We start from the raw sequence: 18,816 nt of genomic DNA on the forward strand, positions 1-18,816 counted from the left end.
TTGGCATTGAATAAACCGCGCGCAGAACAGCGGTCCCGAGTGGATAACAACACATACAACAGAGGTTAATCATGGGAAGCTCCTCAATCTTTTCTCCACGTAAAACGGCGCTGGCCCTGGCCGTTGCTTGTCTCTTTTCCGGTCAGGTGCTGGCTCACGGTGGTGAAGCGCATATGGTCGAGATGGATAAAACCCTGACCGAATTCGGCGCTGATGTGAAATGGGACGACTATGCCCAGATCTACACCATCACCAAAGACGGGGCCTTCATCAAAGTGAAGCCAGGTGCGAATACCGCCATCGTCAACGGCAAGTCGCTCACCCTGCAGGCGCCGTTAGTGATGAAAGACAATAAGGCCTGGATCTCTGATACCTTTGTTAACGATGTGTTCCAGTCCGGCCTCGACCAGACCTTCCAGGTGGAAAAGACACCGCACCCGCTGAATGCGTTATCCCCGGATGAAATTAAACAGGCCGTCGGGATTGTGAAAGCCTCGCCGGACTTCAAACCCAACACCCGCTTTACCCAGATTGCGCTGGCCGAGCCAGACAAAGCCAAAGTGTGGGACTTCGTGCTGAACGGCACGGCGGTGGATGCGCCGCGTGAAGCCAATATCACCATGCTGGACGGCAAATTCATTATCGAAGCGCGGGTGGATTTGAAAGATAAGAAAATCCTGCACTGGGAGCCGATCAAGGATGCGCACGGCATGGTGCTGCTGGATGATTTTATGGCGGTACAGAAGATCGTCACCGGCAGCCAGGAGTATGCCGACGCGCTGAAAAAACGCGGGATCAACGACCCGAGCAAGGTGATGACCACTCCGCTGACCGTCGGCTATTTTGACGGTAAAGATGGCCTGAAGCAGGAAGATCGCCTGCTGAAAGTGGTGAGCTATCTGGATATTGGCGACGGCAACTACTGGGCGCACCCGATTGAAAACCTGGTCGCGGTGGTGGACCTGGTCGAGAAGAAAATTATCAAAATCGAAGAAGGGGCGATCGTCCCGGTGCCGATGGAGCCCCGCCCTTATGACGGCCGCGACCGCGAGCCGGTCGCGCATAAGCCGCTGGAGATCACCGAGCCGGAAGGCAAGAACTACACCATTACCGGCAACATGATCCACTGGCAGAACTGGGACTTCCACCTGAGCCTCGACTCCCGCGTCGGGCCCATCATCTCCACCGTCACCTTTAACGACAACGGCAAAAAACGCCAGGTGATGTACGAAGGATCGCTCGGCGGGATGATCGTGCCTTACGGCGACCCGGACGTCGGCTGGTACTTCAAGGCCTATCTGGACTCTGGCGACTACGGTATGGGTACCCTGACCTCCCCGCTGGTGCGCGGCAAAGATGTGCCGTCCAACGCCGTGCTGCTGAATCAGACCATCCCGGATTACACCGGGGCACCAATGGAAATCCCACGGGCGATGGCGATTTTCGAACGCTACGCCGGGCCGGAGTATAAGCACCAGGAGATGAACCAGCCGAACGTCAGCACCGAACGTCGTGAGCTGGTGGTGCGCTGGATCAGCACCGTGGGGAACTACGACTACATCTTCGACTGGATCTTCCATGAAAACGGCACCATCGGCATTGATGCCGGGGCAACCGGCATCGAAGCGGTGAAAGGCGTGACGGCGAAAACCATGCACGACCCGAGCGCGAAAGAGGATACGAAGTACGGCACCCTGATCGACCACAATATCGTCGGCACCACCCACCAGCACATCTATAACTTCCGTCTGGATATGGACGTGGATGGCACGAACAACAGTCTGGTGGCGATGGATCCGGAGGTGAAGCCGAACACCGCCGGCGGCCCACGTACCAGTACCCTGCAGATCAATCAGTACAACATTGATACCGAGCAGCAGGCGGCGCAGAAGTTTGACCCGGGCACCATTCGTCTGCTGAGCAACACCAGCAAAGAGAACCGCATGGGCAACCCGGTCTCTTACCAGATCATCCCGTACGCGGGCGGTACGCACCCGGTCGCCACCGGCGCGAAATTCGCCCCGGACGAGTGGATCTATCACCGCCTGAGCTTTATGGATAAACAGCTGTGGGTGACCCGCTACCATCCAAACGAGATGTACCCGGAAGGGAAATTCCCGAACCGCTCTACCCAGGACACCGGTCTGGGCCAGTTCAGTAAGGACAACGAGTCGCTGGATAATCAGGATAACGTAGTATGGATGACCACCGGCACCACCCACGTGGCGCGCGCGGAAGAGTGGCCCATCATGCCGACCGAGTGGGTGCATACCCTGCTTAAACCCTGGAACTTCTTCGACGAAACCCCGTCTTTGGGCAAGAAGAAAGAGGCGCAGTAACAACCAACCGGGCATATTGCCCGGTTTTTTTACGCCTGTGCGGTTTGCGGTGTCGGGTGGCGGCTACGCCTTACCCGACCTACAAAACCATGATTTCGTAGGCCCGTGCAAGCGCAGCGCCGCCGGGCAATGCCGGGCGGCACTATGTTTACCGACCTGGCAAGAAGCCTTGCGCTCGCCGGGCTTTTTATTTCTGCTGGCATTCCTGCATTTGCCGCAGAAGCGCCCAAAGAAACCGCCGCCTCACCGTCGTTGACCCGCTGGTGTCGGCGGAAACGGCGAAAGTCGGGATGGATCTCTATTTTAAAAACCGCGGGCAGAAGCAGGTGGTGGCGGTGATCTACACCCACAGCCACATAGACCATTACGGCGGCGTGCGCGGTGTGGTGGACGAAGCCGATGTTAAAGCCGGGAAGGTGAAAATCTACGCCCCGGCCGGCTTTATGGAAGCCGCGGTGGCAGAGAACATTATGGCGAAGATCCGCGAGCCGCTGGGCTATCAGGCAGAATCCGGCCCGTGGCGTAACTTCTATCTCACTGGCGTGCTGGAGCTGGAAAACGGCGTGCTGAACCACACCGCCAATGCCGAAGCGACCAATGCGGATGCGACCATTACGCTTAACCGCGACACGCTGAATAAAATCATCCTCAAGGAGACGACCCTGAAACAGGCTGAAGAGAGCGGTGCGCTCACCCGGCCTACGGATTGTGCGGTTTGCTGCCGGGTGGCGGCTTGCCTTACCCGGCCTACGAAACCGTAGGCCCGTGCAAGCGCGGCAGCGCCGGGCATCAATAACGCACGCACACCGATTTAGTTTCACACCAGCCGTCCAGCCAGTCCGGGCCGAAATCGCGGCCGGTTCCGGACTGCTTCATGCCGCCGAACGGCAGGTTGGCGTCGATCAGGGTGTGGCTGTTGATCCACACCGTGCCGGCCTGCAGGCGATCGCTGTACTCCAGCGCTTTACTGATGTTTTGCGTCCAGACGCTGGCGGTCAGGCCGTATTCGGTGTCATTTGCCAGGCGCAGGGCCTCTTCACCGTCGGCGACGCGCACCAGGTTCACTACCGGGCCAAACACCTCTTCGCGGGTCAGACGCAGGCTGGCGTCCGGGTTGACTACCAGGGTCGGCGAGACGTAGTACCCCTCGCCATTCGGGCCGCGGTTACCGGCGATCAGCTCGGCCTGACGCGACTGCGCTTCGTCGAGGAAGCTCTGCACTTTGTCGCAGTGGGCACGGGACACCAGCGGGTTGATGTGCGCCTCCTGGGACATACCCGGCCCGACGCTCAGGGATTTCACCGCTTGCTCAAAGCCGCTCACCACGGTGTCAAACAGCGGCGCTTCGATGTAGATGCGCGAACTTGCCGCACAGACCTGCCCCTGGTTCAGGAAGCTGCCGGTCATCAGCCCTTCGATAACCCATGACGGATCCGCATCTTTCAGGACGATGGCCGGGTTTTTACCGCCCAGTTCCAGGGTCACGCCCATCAGGCGGTCGGCGGCGGAGCGCGCAATCTGTTTGCCGGTGGCGGTTGAGCCGGTAAAGCTCACTTTGGCGATATGCGGATGGTTGGTCAGCGCAGCGCCACACACCGCCCCACTGCCGGTTACCACGTTGAAAACGCCGTCCGGGATCCCGGCTTCGCTTGCCAGCTCCGCCACGCGCAGCAGGGTCAGCGGCGTGGTCTCTGACGGCTTGATAACGATAGAGCAACCCGCGGCCAGAGCGGGCATCACCTTCCACATGCCGATCAGCAGCGGGAAGTTCCACGGCACAATCCCGGCCACCACGCCAATCGGCTCTTTGCGGGTCCACGCCTGATAGCGGGCCCCCTGCGGCATCGGAATAGAAAGATCCAGCGTTTTACCGGAAATTTTAGTGGTCAGCCCGGCGGTGTAGCGCATCCAGTTCAGGGTGCAGCCCACTTCAAAAGCGCGGGAGATGTTAATGGATTTACCCTGCTCCAGGGTTTCAAGCTGGGCCAGCTCTTCGGTGTGCTGCTCCACCAGATCGGCAAAGCGCAGCAGAATACGTTCACGTTCCGCGGGCAGTTTGCCTGACCAGCTGCGGGCCACGAAGGCGCGCCAGCCGGACATCACCGCGCGGTCCACATCCTGCGCGCTGGCATCGGCCGTCGAGGCAATCACCTGGCCGGTGGCCGGGTTAAAGATCTCCAGACGCTTTTCGCTGTCGGAGGCGGACTGGCGTCCCTCAATCCAGAGGCCATGCTGGCGATCCAGAAATTGCTGCACGCTGTGCAGTACGGCGACCTGTGTATCAGACATAGCGATTCCTTATTATTCGCAGGGTGTCAACGCAGTCTAAGATGGCTTTGCCGAATGCGCTTTTATCTCTGTGACATTCGCTTTGTCCGCTGTGACAGGCACCGCAAAACGCGACAATATCGCCGTTTCGCTCTGCTGTATGGCGGAGTTTTTTCCGGGATTTCGCCCCAGGTCACGGGCAATTGGCAACATAAATGCAACAATGTTTAAACATTGACGACGTAGCGGGTAAGACGATGGCATGTGCAAACGAACAGGACAAATACCAGCACTGGCTGGCGCAGATTAACCAGGTTTGCGGCAGTTTTGCCGCCCGGCCCATGTCCGGCGAGTTTTATGGCGAGCTGGAATCAACCTGGACCGGCAACCTGAAACTCAGCACCGTCACCGCAGGCGGCGTGAACCTGTTTCGCTCCCGTCAGGAGATCAAAACCAGCAACGACGCCTGGTTCTACACCGTGTTTCAGCTGGAAGGCGAAGCGGGGCTCGAGCAGGACGACCGTCAGATCGTGTTGAACGCCGGGGATATCACCCTGATTGACGCCTCCCGCCCCTGCTCAATCTACTGGCCGGAAAAATCACGCCAGATCTCGCTCCTGCTGCCGCGTCAGATCCTCGAGCAGCACTTTCGCTTTCAGGAGGTGACCTGCGCGCAAAAGCTCTCCCGCAGCCTGCCCACCGTCCAGCTCAGCTACCGCCTGCTGCAGGACAGCATGAGCAACCCGGCGTTGAGCGAAACCGAAAGCGAAGCCGCGCTTGAGGCGATGGTCTGCCTGCTGCGGCCGGTCTTGCAGCAGCGTGAAAGCGTACAGCCGCGCAAAGAGCGCCAGTTTACGAACGTGCTGACCCTGATCGACGACCATATTCAGGCCGAACACCTGCGCCCGGAGTGGATCGCTTCGGAGTGTGGAATGTCGGTGCGGAGCCTGTACCGGATGTTTGCCGAGAAAGGGCTGGTGGTGGCGCAGTACATTAAAAATCGTCGTCTGGATCTGTGCGCGCAGATGCTGCGCGGCGCCCGGGACGATGAAAAGCTGGCGGGCATTGGCTACAGCTGGGGGTTTACCGACCACAGCCACTTCTCCACGGCCTTTAAGCAGCGTTTTGGTATTTCGCCCGGCGAATACCGCAAACGCCACCGCTGATCACTTCTGCAACCACTTGCCGTTAATCCCCTGGACATACTCGCCGGGGTTGGCGCGCGCGACCAGCTTTGTCCCGGCCATTTTCGCCACTTCATCCACCGGAATATTATTGCTGTCGGCCAGTTTCTGATAGCTGTCGGTGCGGGCCTTGTTAATCTGCTCCACCAGCGCCAGCGTCTCGCGATCCTGACTCCGCGGCGCGATATAGCCGCTCAGGGTTTCACCAACCCGCCCGGCACTGCGGGCTTCGTTGAGGGTCAGCGCCAGCGCGGGCGCGCAGAGCCCCAGGGTTAACATCATCAGCGCAATCAGTTTTCTCATGGCAGCCTCAGAACAGATCGCTGCGTGATTTCAGCAGCGTCTCCACGTCTTTATCCACTTTGATGTGGATTTCATGTTCAATTTTGACGTTCATGTTGATGGTGATCGGCTCTTTCGACGCCGCGACTTCGATCCTCGGCGTGCAGCCTGTCAGCGTCAGTATCACAATCGCGGTGAACCCACCGGCCAGCTTTTTCATGGTTGTTCCTTACATTCCTTGCCTGTCGGGCAGCGGTTATCCGGTAATGCTGCGTGTTGCTCCAGCCAGGTCTGCAGATTGTCGCCAAAACGCAGGCTGCGCCAGAGGGTAAACAGGTTCTCCTGATGGGTGTAGTTGAGGTTGACGGCTTGCGTCTGGCCCCCGGAGCGGCTGGCGCCACGGAGGGTTGACGCCAGGGTTAATTCACCCAGGTTATCTACATTGAGTTTTGTCCACGACTGCGAAATTTCCATATAGCGAAGCCAGTTAATCGCCCCCGCCGCCCCATTGTCTTTGACCAGCGCATCGGCGGTGTCTTTATCAAGACGCAGGGTCATCGGGCCTGAATTGGTCAGCCAGCCATCTTTGATGATCCACCTGTCGTTGTCCAGCCAGAACGGCAGCGCCCCGCTGAACGGCCCGGACATCGCAAACTGTTTCGGGTTAACGGCGCTAATCAGCTCGCTGGAGGAGATATTATTCACCCGCAACAGGGCCGCGTCGTGCTGCGGCATCCGCAGCTGCTGCATAGTCACTTTGCCGCCCAGCAGATCCACGCTCACGTCAGTCAAAAGCAGCGGGTTCGCCTCGCTCCAGGGGTAGTCTCCCTGCAGATCGGCGGTGATGTTGCGGGCCGTGACCTGATTGATCACTTCGCCAATGCGCAGCGTCACCGGGCCATGAGTACCCAGCGACCAGGTGCCCTGACTGAAGCGGAACGGCAGGACAAAATCGACACCATTCACTTTGTTATCCGGCATCCAGACGCTGCCGCTTTTAACTACCCCGTGGCCGCCGGCCTCAAAGCCCTGATCGGCCGCAGCGGAGAACGCCACCTGGGCATACAGCTCCCCTTCGCGCAGGGTCATTTTCCAGTCCGGCGGGACCAGCGGCTGGAAGACGGTCAGGGACTGCTTCGGCCACCAGGCCTGGCCACGCAGACGCTCCCCGTCCCAGCGCCCGTTCAGCTGTACCGGGCCGATCGCTTCGGCGTTGAGGGTGCCTTTGAACTGGAACAGGGTCGGGTCGCTGCCATCGACGCTGAATTTGACCGTCGACGGCGGTAGCACGCTGCCGCCGGTGAAGGTGGTTTCCCCGGCCTCAAAGGCTAACGCACCGCTGAAGTGCGGCCGGGCGGGATCGCGCTGCCAGCGGATCGGACTCTCCAGCACCATGCGCGGCGCGCTGGCATGCATGGAGCCGTACTTCAGCTGGTCGAACCCGGTTGAGAGTTCGCGCAGTTCAATCATGCTGTCGCGCCACTCGCCTCTGCCCGCCACGTCCCAGCGGGCCTGCATCGGGGTAAAGTTGCCCTCGCCCCAGTAGCGCCACTGCCACAGGCCGCGATCCGGCAGAAAGTCATTCGCCCGGCCATCAAGGTGCAGGGTGAAATCCCCCATCTCCTGCTCGTGGGCGCGTAAAATGGCCTGCAGGCGACCGTCTATGCCGTTGCGGGTCAGCGCCACGCCGGCCAGCGGCCAGCGTACTTCGTCGATATTGAGGGAGTCGATGATCCTGCCGCGGGAGCGCAGCAGCGCCCCCGGCGCAAACGCCAGACGGGGCTCGGCCAGGCTTCCGCTCAGCATGGCGGGCAGCATGGCATACAGAATGAGGTCATTTTGTTTAGCCACGCCGGTAAGCTGTAGCGGCATGGCACTGTTATCGACGCTCAGCTTGCCGGGACCAAAGGTGAGAACCGCGTTGCCTTTCCCGGCATCGCCCCGGGTCAGAACGTTCATCCGCCCGCTGATAACGGCGTTTTCCGTGCCCTGCTGCCAGTTATCGATTTTAAGCCCCAGGCGACCGCTCAGAGGTATTCCGGCTTGATCCCAGCGCCAGCGCCCGTCGCTGATGATCAGCTGTTCGGGAGTGATCTGCCAGGGGAGATCCAGCAGCGGCTCGCCGCTCTCCCGCTCAACCAACACCAGCTGGCCCTGATTGTCCTGCCATGCCAGATCGGCATCCACCAGCGACGGGAGCTGCGGCACCGAGAAGGTCGCCGCCGCATGTCCCTGCACCGGCAGGCCGTCCGGCACCAGCGGCAGGGTAAATTCCCCCACCAGGGTCACCGGCTGCGGATTATCGGGCAGATTGAGCGTGACGTCGCTGACGGTCAGGGAACGCCCACGGAGAGTGCCACGCAGGCTAAACCGATCCCCGTGGTAAGTAATATCCTGTCGCGACGGGGTCAACGAGGCGGTTAATTTCCCCTGCCATTGTTGCCAGGGAGAGAGCGTAAGACGATCGATATTCAGCCAGGTATTCGGCAGTAGCGACTGCCATTCGGCCAGGGTTCGCGGTGCGGCGGGTGCAGGCTCGCTGGAGGGGATTTTGCTCAGGCAGGCGCTGTTGAGATCCAGCCCGACGATGTCGATTTTCCAGCGGCTCGGGTGGCTGAGCGTAGCGTCTTCGACACGGGCGATTTCGCAGTCGTCAACCAGATAGCGCAGATCGGCAATCACCAGCGCGTTGCGGGTCAGGCGCGGGCTTTTTTCAAAGGCTATCCGGGTACCGGCGGGCAGCCAGATGCCGGCAAGCGTAGGTAGCCACTGCGCAAGGGTTAGCAGCAGCGTCAGCGGCAAGAGAACGATCAGCAGCAGTAGCGCGATTGCGGCTTTATATTTACCCCTCATGGGCAGTTAATATCCTGATTTAGCAAAAAAATTAGCCGACAGTATCGAATATTGTGGCATGTTTCGTCAGGCAGGTGAAGCGAAGGCCTGTTTAAGGATAGATGTGATAACCCTGAATGTGAGCGTTTTTACGCTTCGCGCAAACCCGTTCAGGAAAATAAAAAACCGCCCGGAGGCGGTTTAGAAAAGCGGTGTATGAAGCTATCTTCTGATCACATCCGGGTCATCAGGATCCAGCGGGTCATTGACGTCAGGTATGTCATCACCCGTCAGGGGATCATCTTCATCTTCGTCTTCATCAAAAAGCGGATCGCTTCCGCCGGGAAGCGGTTCATCATCAGGAACAGGATCAATATAATCTGGACGATCAGCCATAAAGCCTCCGTCAAACTGTGCTATGAAAGGTTATTTCGATTTACCCGGTTTCTGTTTGCTCTTTTCGTCTTGATTCTTTTGCGGCTGCTTAGGTTGTTCTTTAGAAACATGTTGTACGGTGGATTTCATTTTGAAACTCCAGTTGTAGATGCAGCAAGTCGCCACCCTAAAACTATAAGTTACGCTTATATTTATATCGAGCGCGACGGCAGACAATTAGATATAACCCTCTGTTTTTAATTGCTTTATCGAGAGAAAAAGAGAGTTCACCTCCCCCATCACGGGTTGTCGCGGGATGGCGCTGCACAAAAAAGCGGTTCAGTTTGAAGATCATAGGGTTATTGTGCAGAGATGTTGTAAAATCATTATCAGAACTTATTGAATTCAATAATATTTTAAAATTTGTATGATTATTTTAATCATGCTAACGTAGTTCCAAAATCACTGGAGAAAGTCTTATGAAACTCGCGGTATATAGCACAAAGCAGTACGACAAAAAGTATCTGCAACATGTTAACGAGGGATATGGATTCGAACTTGAATTTTTCGACTTTCTGCTTAACGAAAAGACGGCCAAAACCGCGCACGGCTGCGATGCGGTCTGTATTTTCGTTAACGACGATGGCAGTCGTCCAGTGCTGGAGGAGTTAAAAAAACAGGGCGTGAAGTACATCGCTCTCCGCTGCGCAGGCTTCAACAATGTCGATCTTGAGGCGGCCAAAGAGCTGGGCCTTCAGGTCGTGCGCGTCCCGGCCTACTCCCCGGAAGCGGTGGCTGAACATGCCATTGGTCTGATGATGTCGCTGAACCGACGTATTCACCGCGCTTATCAACGTACCCGTGATGCCAACTTCTCGCTGGAAGGGCTGACCGGTTTCACCATGTACGGCAAAACTGCCGGGGTGATCGGCACCGGTAAGATCGGCGTCGCGGCGCTGCGGATCCTGAAAGGCTTCGGTATGCGCCTGCTGGCGTTCGATCCGTATCCGAGCGCCGCCGCGCTGGAGCTCGGCGTGGAGTATGTCGATCTGTCGACCCTGTATGCGGAGTCAGACGTCATCTCCCTGCACTGCCCGCTGACCGCAGACAATTACCATCTGCTGAACCAGAGCGCGTTCGACCAGATGAAAGATGGCGTGATGATTGTTAACACCAGCCGCGGTGGCCTGGTGGATTCTCAGGCCGCCATTGAGGCGCTAAAAACGCAGAAAATTGGTGCGCTGGGGATGGACGTGTACGAAAACGAACGCGATCTGTTCTTTGAAGACAAGTCTAACGACGTGATCCAGGATGACGTGTTCCGCCGTCTTTCCGCCTGCCACAACGTGCTGTTTACCGGTCATCAGGCGTTTTTAACCGCCGAGGCGCTGATCAGTATTTCAGAGACCACGTTGGGTAACCTGAGCCAGCTTGAGAAAGGCGAAGCGAGTCCGAACGCGCTGTTCTGAGTGAACATCCCCCTCTCCCTTCGGGGAGAGGAAACACCTTCCCGCCCTGTTTTCAGATTATCCCGCAAGACAATTCCCGCCAGCGCAATAGACTATGCATTAGCTATTTATGAAGTGAATATATTGAGAATAACCATGAAAACGCTCGTCGCGGTAACGATCCTCAGCATGGCGCTGGCAGGCTGTGTCAATCCAGGGAAAGCCTCTGTTCAGGAAGAACAGCTTCAGCAGCACCGCTTTGTGCTGCAAAGTATTAACGGCACCGCCATCAACCCGGCCAATACACCGCCGGAGATCGCCTTTGGTGAAGACCTGGCGGTGTCAGGCGTGATGTGTAACCGCTTCAACGGCCAGGGCAAGCTGTCTGATGGCGAACTCAAGGTCAAAACGCTCGCCATGACGCGTAAGCTCTGTACCGAGCCGCAGCTCAATGACCTGGATCACGCCATCGGCACTATGCTGCGCAGCGGCACCCAGGTCGATCTGACGGAAGACGTGTTAACCCTCGCGACGGCGGAGACGACGCTGGTCTTTAAACGCGCAGAGTAATTAGTACGCGCCGCAGGATCCGACGGCAAGCGACTGTTCACTGCAGCGTTTGCCGTTCGGCAGCGCGCACATGCCGATGGCCGAGCCATCCAGCTGACGCGCAACGGACAGCGACCCGCCAATCATGGCGCAGTTTGCCTGACCGGAACTGGACATCGCCGCCCTCATCCCCGGCGCGACGTGCGCGGCGGTAGCCTGCTGTACAGGTTCATTGCTACAGGCCGACAGTAACAAAGCGGCACACCCAACCCAAAATGCTGCGCGCATAATCTCTCCCCATATTGAATTGCAAAACCTATGCATAATAGGCACCCCACGGCCTGCCGTCGAGAGCCGAAGCGCGGTTTTCTGCGCTGTCAAAACAATTGCAGACTATTTTCAGGCAAAAGTTTGATCAAACCATTGATGGCACTAATAAGCAGGACACAAAAGCGAAAATCGTTTCAGCGGCCCTTTGCTAAAATAAAAAGATAACTACAGGACTTGTCGATGTGTCACGGGTCTCTCTTTCTTTGCGCAATGTAAGGGTGTCATATGCAAACTATTGACGGGAATGGCGCAGTCGCGTCCGTCGCGTTTCGCACCAGTGAAGTGATCGCCATCTATCCCATTACACCCAGCTCGACGATGGCTGAACAGGCCGATGCCTGGGCCGGTAACGGGCTGAAAAACGTCTGGGGTGATGTTCCTCGCGTGGTCGAAATGCAGTCCGAAGCCGGGGCGATTGCTACCGTCCACGGCGCGCTGCAGACCGGGGCGCTCTCCACCTCCTTTACCTCGTCGCAGGGGCTGCTGCTGATGATCCCGACGCTGTATAAGCTGGCGGGCCAACTTACCCCCTTCGTGCTGCACGTCGCGGCGCGCACCATCGCCACCCACGCCCTGTCGATTTTTGGCGATCACTCTGACGTGATGGCCGTGCGCCAGACCGGCTGCGCCCTGCTCTGCTCCGGCAGCGTGCAGGAGGCACAGGATTTTGCCCTGATCTCCCACATGGCGACGCTGAAAAGCCGGGTGCCGTTTATCCACTTCTTCGACGGTTTCCGCACCTCGCACGAAATTAACAAGATTGTGCCGATTTCCGACGACACCATCCGTAACCTGCTCCCGCAGGCAGAGATCGACGCCCACCGCGCCCGCGCGCTAAACCCGGAACATCCGGTGATCCGCGGCACCTCCGCCAACCCGGATACCTACTTCCAGTCCCGGGAGGCCACTAATCCGTGGTACAACGCGGTCTATGACCACGTGGAGCAGGCGATGGCCGATTTTGCCGCCGCCACCGGACGCGAGTACAAACCGTTCGAGTATTACGGCCATCCGCAGGCGGAGCGCGTGATTGTGATCATGGGTTCCGCCATCGGCACCTGTGAAGAGGTGGTGGATGAGCTGCTGAGCCGGGGCGAGAAAGTGGGCGTGCTGAAAGTGCGCCTGTATCGCCCGTTCTCCGCGAAACACCTGATGGCGGTATTGCCGGAGAGTGTGCGGTCGGTGGCGGTGCTGGATCGTACTAAAGAGCCGGGTGCCCAGGCCGAGCCGCTCTATCTGGACGTGATGACCGCTCTGGCCGAGGCCTTTAACGGCGGCGAGCGCGAAACGCTGCCGCGGGTGATTGGCGGACGCTATGGCCTCTCGTCAAAAGAGTTCGGCCCCGAGTGCGTGCTGGCCATCTTTAACGAGCTGAGCGCCGCGAAGCCGAAGCCGCGCTTTACCGTCGGCATCTATGACGACGTGACCAACCTTTCCCTGTCGCTGCCGGAAAACACCCTGCCCTCCACCGCCAAACTCGAAGCGCTGTTTTACGGTCTGGGCAGCGATGGCAGCGTGTCGGCCACCAAGAACAACATCAAGATTATCGGTAATTCCACGCCGTGGTATGCCCAGGGCTATTTCGTCTATGACTCGAAAAAGGCCGGTGGCCTGACGGTTTCCCATCTGCGCGTCAGCGAGCAGCCGATCCGCTCGGCGTATCTGGTGTCGCAGGCCGATTTCGTGGGCTGCCACCAGCTGCAGTTTATCGACAAATACCAGATGGCCGAACGCCTGAAGCCGGGCGGGATTTTCCTGCTCAATACTCCGTACAGCGCCGATGAGGTCTGGGGGCGTCTGCCCCAGGAAGTGCAGGCGGTACTGAACCAGAAAAAAGCGAAGTTCTATATCGTTAACGCGGCAAAAATCGCCCGTGAATGCGGCCTGGCGGCACGTATCAATACCGTCATGCAGATGGCGTTTTTCCACCTGACGCAGATCCTGCCGGGCGACAGCGCCCTGATGGAGCTGCAGGGCGCGATCGCCAAAAGCTACAGCAGCAAAGGCCAGGAGCTGGTGGAACGCAACTGGCAGGCTCTGGCGCTGGCCCGGGAGTCCCTTGCCGAAGTGCCGCTGCAGCCGGTGAATGCCCACAGCCCGAACCGCCCGCCGGTGGTCTCCGATGCCGCCCCGGACTTTGTCAAAACCGTTACCGCCGCGATGCTGGCCGGTCTCGGCGATGCCCTGCCCGTCTCCGCCCTGCCGCCGGATGGCACCTGGCCGATGGGCACCACCCGCTGGGAAAAACGCAATATCGCCGAAGCGATCCCGATCTGGAAAGAGGAGCTGTGCACCCAGTGTAACCACTGCGTGGCGGCCTGCCCGCACTCCGCGATCCGCGCCAAAGTTGTCTCGCCTGAGGCGATGGAGAGCGCTCCGGCCAGCCTGCACTCGCTGGATGTGAAATCTCGCGACATGCGCGGTCAGAAATATGTCCTGCAGGTAGCGCCGGAAGACTGCACTGGCTGTAACCTCTGCGTCGAGGTCTGCCCGGCGAAAGATCGCCAGAACCCGGAGATCAAGGCCATCAATATGATGTCGCGCCTTGAGCATGTGGAGGAAGAGAAAGTCAATTACGACTTCTTCCTCGACCTGCCGGAAATCGATCGCAACAGCCTTGAGCGCATCGATATTCGTACCTCGCAGCTGATCACCCCGCTGTTTGAATACTCGGGCGCCTGCTCAGGCTGCGGCGAAACGCCGTACATCAAGCTGCTGACCCAGCTGTATGGCGATCGGATGCTGATCGCCAACGCCACCGGCTGTTCATCCATCTACGGCGGCAACCTGCCGTCAACGCCCTACACCACCGACGCTAACGGCCGCGGCCCGGCGTGGGCGAACTCACTGTTCGAAGATAACGCTGAGTTTGGTCTGGGCTTCCGCTTAACGGTGGATCAGCACCGGGTGCGCGTGATGCGCCTGCTGGAGCAGTTTGCCGATAAGATCCCGGCAGAGCTGAACAGCGCCCTGCACAGCGAGGCCACGCCGGACGTGCGTCGTCAGCAGGTGGCTGAGCTGCGTCAGCAGCTGGCGGGCGTTGAAGGGGCAGAACAGCTGTTAACCGATGCCGATGCGCTGGTAGAGAAATCGATCTGGCTGATTGGCGGCGACGGCTGGGCGTATGACATCGGCTTTGGCGGGCTGGATCATGTCCTGAGCCTGACCGAGAACGTCAATATTCTGGTGCTGGATACTCAGTGTTACTCCAACACCGGCGGCCAGGCCTCGAAAGCGACCCCGCTGGGGGCGGTGACCAAGTTTGGCGAGCACGGCAAACGCAAGGCACGCAAAGATTTGGGGGTCAGCATGATGATGTACGGTCATGTGTATGTGGCGCAAATCTCGCTGGGAGCACAGCTGAACCAGACGGTAAAAGCCATTCAGGAGGCGGAAGCTTATCCTGGTCCGTCGCTGATCATCGCCTACAGCCCTTGCGAGGAGCATGGCTACGACCTGGCATTAAGCCACGATCAGATGCGCCAGCTGACGGCAACCGGCTTCTGGCCGCTGTACCGCTTCGACCCACGTCGGGCCGATGAGGGCAAACTGCCGCTGGCGCTGGATTCCCGTCCACCGTCAGATGCGCTGGCAGAAACGCTGATGCAGGAGCAACGCTTCCGTCGCCTTAACGCCCAACAACCCGAAGTGGCAGAGCAGCTCTGGAAAGATGCCGCCGCAGATCTACAAAAACGCTACGACTTCCTGGCGCAGTTAGCCGGAAAAGCCGAGAAATCGGTAAGCGAATAACCTTTAAAGCCCGGCATGTCCGGGCTTTTCTTTGGGCATAAAAAAACCCGCCAGTCATGTACTGGCGGGCGATCCTGCTCACAAATAAATAATAGTTTATCTATTTAACGTGGATTCAATAAATAACGGACAAGAGGTTTTAAGACATATAACGCAGCCAAGTTTAGCGCGTCATCGCAATGAGAAATAATTTTTATTTTATATGGTTTTATTAAATACATTCACGAGAATTATCACTATTTCTTCGGCAGCAAATGCTTGAGAATTTACTTACTTAGTAACAATTATGTTTTATCGCGGATAAGAGAGAGTGATTTAGCATGAGACCTCTTTCCAACACAGAAAGTTCCATGGAAAGTTAAAAAATTATTAACTATAAAAACAGCATAAGGAATAGTCACAATGCAAAGAAAAGTACTGGCTCTGATGATCCCAGCCTTGTTAATGGCTGGCGCAGCAAATGCAGCTGAAATTTATAATAAAGACGGCAATAAATTAGATCTCTACGGTAAAGTAGACGGTCTGCATTATTTCTCCGACGACAGCACTGCTGACGGCGACCAGACATATATGCGTCTCGGCTTTAAAGGCGAAACCCAGATCAACGATACGCTCACCGGCTACGCCCAGTGGGAATATAATATTCAGGCAAACAATACCGAAGGTTCTTCTAACCAGTCCTGGACGCGTCTGGCATTCGCTGGCCTGAAATTCGGTGACTATGGTTCATTCGATTACGGCCGTAACTACGGCGTCCTGTACGACGTGGAAGGCTGGACCGATATGCTGCCAGAGTTTGGCGGCGACTCCTACACCAAAGCAGATAACTTCATGACCGGCCGTGCGAACGGCGTGGCGACCTACCGTAATACCGATTTCTTCGGCATGGTTGAAGGCCTGAACTTCGCCCTGCAGTACCAGGGCAATAACGAAGGCACCGGTAATGGTAACGAAGGCACCAACAACAGTAAAGACCGTGGCGTACGTAATGAAAACGGTGACGGCTTCGGTATCTCTACCTCTTACGACTTCGGCATGGGTATCAGCGCAGCAGCGGCCTATACCTCTTCTGACCGTACTAACGATCAGGTGAAAAATACCACTGCGGGCGGCGACAAAGCTGACGCCTGGACCACCGGTCTGAAGTATGACGCCAACAATATCTATCTGGCGGCCATGTACTCTGAAACCCGTAACATGACCCCATACGGTAACGGTGACAACGGAAATACCGTTGCAGAAAAAACCCAGAACTTTGAAGTGACCGCTCAGTACCAGTTCGATTCCGGTCTGCGTCCGGTGGTATCTTACCTGCAGTCTAAAGGTAAAGACCTGGACAACGGTCAGGGCGATCAGGATCTAGTTAAATATGCTGAAGTGGGGGCGACTTACTACTTCAACAAAAATATGTCCACCTACGTTGATTATAAAATCAACCTGCTGGACGAAGACGATCGGTTCTACAAAGACAATGGCATCGGCACCGATGACATCGTCGCCGTCGGTCTGGTTTACCAGTTCTGATGAAATTAGCCCGCGTTACGACGCGGGCTAACGCTTTATATCCCTTTCAGCATTACGTTCAAATCTTGTTGCGCCGTTCGGCCTTTCTGATACAAGATAAATCTCATGTCTGCCGGGCTGTAGAGGACTCGCTATTATGAACCATCATGCTGTTAAATCTTCGCGCATCGCCTCGATTGCCTACGATAAATGCAACGAAACGCTGGAAGTCCGTTTTCGGGATCACAGTGCCTGGCAATATCAGCCCGTACCTGCGCGCATTTTTAATGATTTTCTGCATGTGGTTTCAAAAGGGCGTTTCTATGACGGCGTGGTAAAAGGCAAATTTAAAGAGAGAAAAATTGCCTGAGCGCACATCCCCTGTGCCCATGACCTTTCCAGATGAATAGCTACGCTAGCTGTCGGCAGTGCGGTAGCTCAGCACGCCAGCCACACCGCCGCCGCCATCATTGGGATGATGCCTTCCCTCCATTACCAGCACCTCCGGGAAATCAAACGGCGAGACGCCTTCAATGCAGGCAACGTTGACGCCATACTGCTCCGGATTAGAGCGCCGCTGGTGGAAGGTGTAGATCCCACAGACCGAACAAAAATAGTGTACCGCCGCCTGGGTGTTAAAACGGTACTCGGTCAGCAGTGATTCGCCCTGAACAATCTCGATACCCGATAAGGGCGCGGAGACGGCAATGGCCCCGCGCATCCGGCAGAATGAGCAGTTGCAGCGCCGGATGGTGTTGAACCCGTCCGAGAGTTCAACGGTAAACCTGACCGCTCCGCAGTGACACTGGGCAGAGACTTTGTTCGCCATAACAGACTCCTCTCAGGTAAGCATGACCCACACAGGTGGCGTGACGGAACGCCGCGTACCGGCTAAGTGTAAGTCAGCCTCCAGGTTTGCGCTGCCGTCACCGGCGGCTGAACTCCTCCGCACTCTTTTTCAGCCAGGCTTCCTGAAAGAGTTGTTCTGAATAGGTGAGTTTCATGACGGAGGATAAATAGGGCGCATCAAGCTCAATTAAATCATTTTCATTCTGGTATTTGGCATATTTGTCCCCGGCAAAGGAGATCTGTTTTTTCACCGCCACGTATTTATGCTCGAGCATACTCTCAACTTCATCAAACCGGTGCTTATCCAGCTCAAGCATAATGGCGGTGATCCGCCCCGACTTATTGAAGATAACTGCATTATTTTTGGCGCCCTCTAATCCCAGCTCGTTATTCGGAATAGAGAAAATATCGCCGTCGCTCCACTTACTACGCCCCTCGTGCTGGGCGGTGGGATAGGCTTTGATGAACTGCTGCAGCGTGGTTTTACCTAACGTCAGCCCCATCGCCGTCGTGTTCGCCTTTGCGGATGAAAACACTGCTATTAAAACAAACAAGCCCAATAGTAATTGCCACTGTTTACCCATCGTTAGCACCTCATCGTATCAGTCGTGTTTTTGCTGACCATCGCCTTCAGTACCTGTCTCTTCTCTATCGTACAGAATTGATCTTCAACAACACATGGGCCTTTTTGATGAGTGCGCAAGGCCGATACAGCACTAGTTACTGAGCCAGGGTAGAAGGTTGTTAGGGTGGAACGTGCCGGGGCGCAGGCATAAAAAAGCCACCAGCAAATGCCGGTGGCGTGGGCATGACCTACGGTCAGCTATTTTTTGACGGGTTGGGGCTTTTTATCGCCCGATTCCGGGGCCTCGCGCGGGTCATCTTTTTCGACATACTGCATGACTACCTCCCGTTTTTGTAGATGGACTACAACTATAGCCTTGTTGCGTAAAACCAGCCAGGCGGCAGGCGTTTGCTGTAAAACGTGCTGACATTCACCGCCGTAATCCGTACCATACACGCCATACTTTTTCATGTTGACCTGCTGCCCCCCATCTTTGCGGTGGGCCGCCTGGGCGGCTTTAGCCACAAACGAATTGAGCCACT

The 18,816-nt window shown here is 57.0% G+C and carries 17 protein-coding genes and 1 pseudogene; 9 read left to right on the forward strand and 9 right to left on the reverse strand.

Translation table 11 applies throughout. From position 1 onward, the window contains the following. The first annotated feature begins 71 nt into the window (after positions 1-71). From tynA to ACP4QI_RS12040, 3 genes and pseudogenes are all read left to right on the forward strand, one after another. The gene (gene tynA / locus ACP4QI_RS12030; RefSeq protein WP_156263929.1) at positions 72-2,339 is read left to right on the forward strand and encodes a primary-amine oxidase; all 2,268 of its coding nucleotides are present in this window, start codon (positions 72-74) and stop codon (positions 2,337-2,339) included. Between the two features lie 242 nt (positions 2,340-2,581). Next, positions 2,582-2,857 (forward strand): annotated as a pseudogene (locus ACP4QI_RS12035) (MBL fold metallo-hydrolase); the annotation flags it as partial. 45 nt (positions 2,858-2,902) lie between these two features. Further along, positions 2,903-3,100 carry an alkyl sulfatase C-terminal domain-containing protein gene (locus ACP4QI_RS12040; protein WP_445730320.1) on the forward strand — a complete coding sequence of 66 codons (198 nt, stop codon included), beginning with the start codon at positions 2,903-2,905 and terminating at the stop codon, positions 3,098-3,100. 28 nt (positions 3,101-3,128) lie between these two features. Here ACP4QI_RS12040 and ACP4QI_RS12045 read toward each other — a convergent pair whose 3' ends face one another. Then, positions 3,129-4,628 (reverse strand): aldehyde dehydrogenase family protein, encoded by a 1,500-nt coding sequence (locus ACP4QI_RS12045; protein WP_142489677.1) that lies wholly within the window; start codon positions 4,626-4,628, stop codon positions 3,129-3,131. A gap of 236 nt (positions 4,629-4,864) precedes the next feature. On the opposite strand from ACP4QI_RS12045, the gene feaR reads away from it, so the two are divergent. Next, a complete protein-coding gene (gene feaR, locus ACP4QI_RS12050; protein ID WP_426494536.1) occupies positions 4,865-5,773 on the forward strand; it encodes a transcriptional regulator FeaR in 909 nt (302 codons plus the stop codon). Here the strand turns inward: feaR and ACP4QI_RS12055 are convergent, their stop codons facing one another. From ACP4QI_RS12055 to ACP4QI_RS12070, 4 genes are all read right to left on the reverse strand, one after another. Further along, entirely contained in the window at positions 5,774-6,094 is a 321-nt protein-coding gene (locus ACP4QI_RS12055; protein WP_156263932.1) for a YdbL family protein, read from the reverse strand. Positions 6,095-6,101: 7 nt separating this feature from the next. Then, positions 6,102-6,293: a YnbE family lipoprotein gene (locus ACP4QI_RS12060; protein WP_059307766.1), complete on the reverse strand. Its 192-nt coding sequence runs from the start codon at positions 6,291-6,293 to the stop codon at positions 6,102-6,104. Further along, positions 6,290-8,926, reverse strand: coding sequence for a YdbH family protein (locus tag ACP4QI_RS12065; protein WP_426494535.1), 2,637 nt, complete (start codon positions 8,924-8,926; stop codon positions 6,290-6,292). The genes ACP4QI_RS12060 and ACP4QI_RS12065 overlap by 4 nt, the downstream gene beginning before the upstream one ends. A gap of 201 nt (positions 8,927-9,127) precedes the next feature. Then, positions 9,128-9,301, reverse strand: a complete 174-nt coding sequence (locus tag ACP4QI_RS12070; protein WP_185902361.1) for a hypothetical protein — start codon at positions 9,299-9,301, stop codon at positions 9,128-9,130. 458 nt (positions 9,302-9,759) lie between these two features. Here ACP4QI_RS12070 and ACP4QI_RS12075 point away from each other — a divergent pair, with 458 nt between their 5' ends. Beyond that, complete coding sequence (locus ACP4QI_RS12075; protein ID WP_142489681.1) at positions 9,760-10,749, forward strand: 2-hydroxyacid dehydrogenase; 990 nt, start codon at positions 9,760-9,762, stop codon at positions 10,747-10,749. A 135-nt stretch (positions 10,750-10,884) separates the two neighbouring features. Beyond that, a complete protein-coding gene (gene hslJ, locus ACP4QI_RS12080; protein ID WP_285128919.1) occupies positions 10,885-11,298 on the forward strand; it encodes a heat shock protein HslJ in 414 nt (137 codons plus the stop codon). Here the strand turns inward: hslJ and ACP4QI_RS12085 are convergent, their stop codons facing one another. Further along, positions 11,299-11,565 (reverse strand): putative hemolysin, encoded by a 267-nt coding sequence (locus ACP4QI_RS12085; RefSeq protein WP_142489683.1) that lies wholly within the window; start codon positions 11,563-11,565, stop codon positions 11,299-11,301. Positions 11,566-11,832: 267 nt separating this feature from the next. Here ACP4QI_RS12085 and nifJ point away from each other — a divergent pair, with 267 nt between their 5' ends. From nifJ to ACP4QI_RS12100, 3 genes are all read left to right on the forward strand, one after another. Next, a complete protein-coding gene (nifJ, locus tag ACP4QI_RS12090; protein WP_285128917.1) occupies positions 11,833-15,357 on the forward strand; it encodes a pyruvate:ferredoxin (flavodoxin) oxidoreductase in 3,525 nt (1,174 codons plus the stop codon). Between the two features lie 402 nt (positions 15,358-15,759). After that, positions 15,760-16,881, forward strand: a complete 1,122-nt coding sequence (ompC, locus tag ACP4QI_RS12095) for a porin OmpC (protein WP_142489685.1) — start codon at positions 15,760-15,762, stop codon at positions 16,879-16,881. A gap of 136 nt (positions 16,882-17,017) precedes the next feature. Then, entirely contained in the window at positions 17,018-17,230 is a 213-nt protein-coding gene (locus tag ACP4QI_RS12100) for a KTSC domain-containing protein (RefSeq protein WP_142489686.1), read from the forward strand. Positions 17,231-17,275: 45 nt separating this feature from the next. Here ACP4QI_RS12100 and ACP4QI_RS12105 read toward each other — a convergent pair whose 3' ends face one another. From ACP4QI_RS12105 to ACP4QI_RS12115, 3 genes are all read right to left on the reverse strand, one after another. Further along, positions 17,276-17,689, reverse strand: coding sequence for a GFA family protein (locus ACP4QI_RS12105; RefSeq protein ID WP_142489687.1), 414 nt, complete (start codon positions 17,687-17,689; stop codon positions 17,276-17,278). 97 nt (positions 17,690-17,786) lie between these two features. Continuing rightward, entirely contained in the window at positions 17,787-18,293 is a 507-nt protein-coding gene (locus tag ACP4QI_RS12110) for a hypothetical protein (RefSeq protein ID WP_156263936.1), read from the reverse strand. Positions 18,294-18,532: 239 nt separating this feature from the next. Continuing rightward, the gene (locus tag ACP4QI_RS12115) at positions 18,533-18,745 is read right to left on the reverse strand and encodes a hypothetical protein (protein ID WP_426494534.1); all 213 of its coding nucleotides are present in this window, start codon (positions 18,743-18,745) and stop codon (positions 18,533-18,535) included. Positions 18,746-18,816: the final 71 nt, after the last annotated feature.

The sequence above is a fragment of the Leclercia sp. TB492 genome (assembly GCF_049974505.2).
Lineage (GTDB): Bacteria > Pseudomonadota > Gammaproteobacteria > Enterobacterales > Enterobacteriaceae > Enterobacter > Enterobacter adecarboxylatus_C.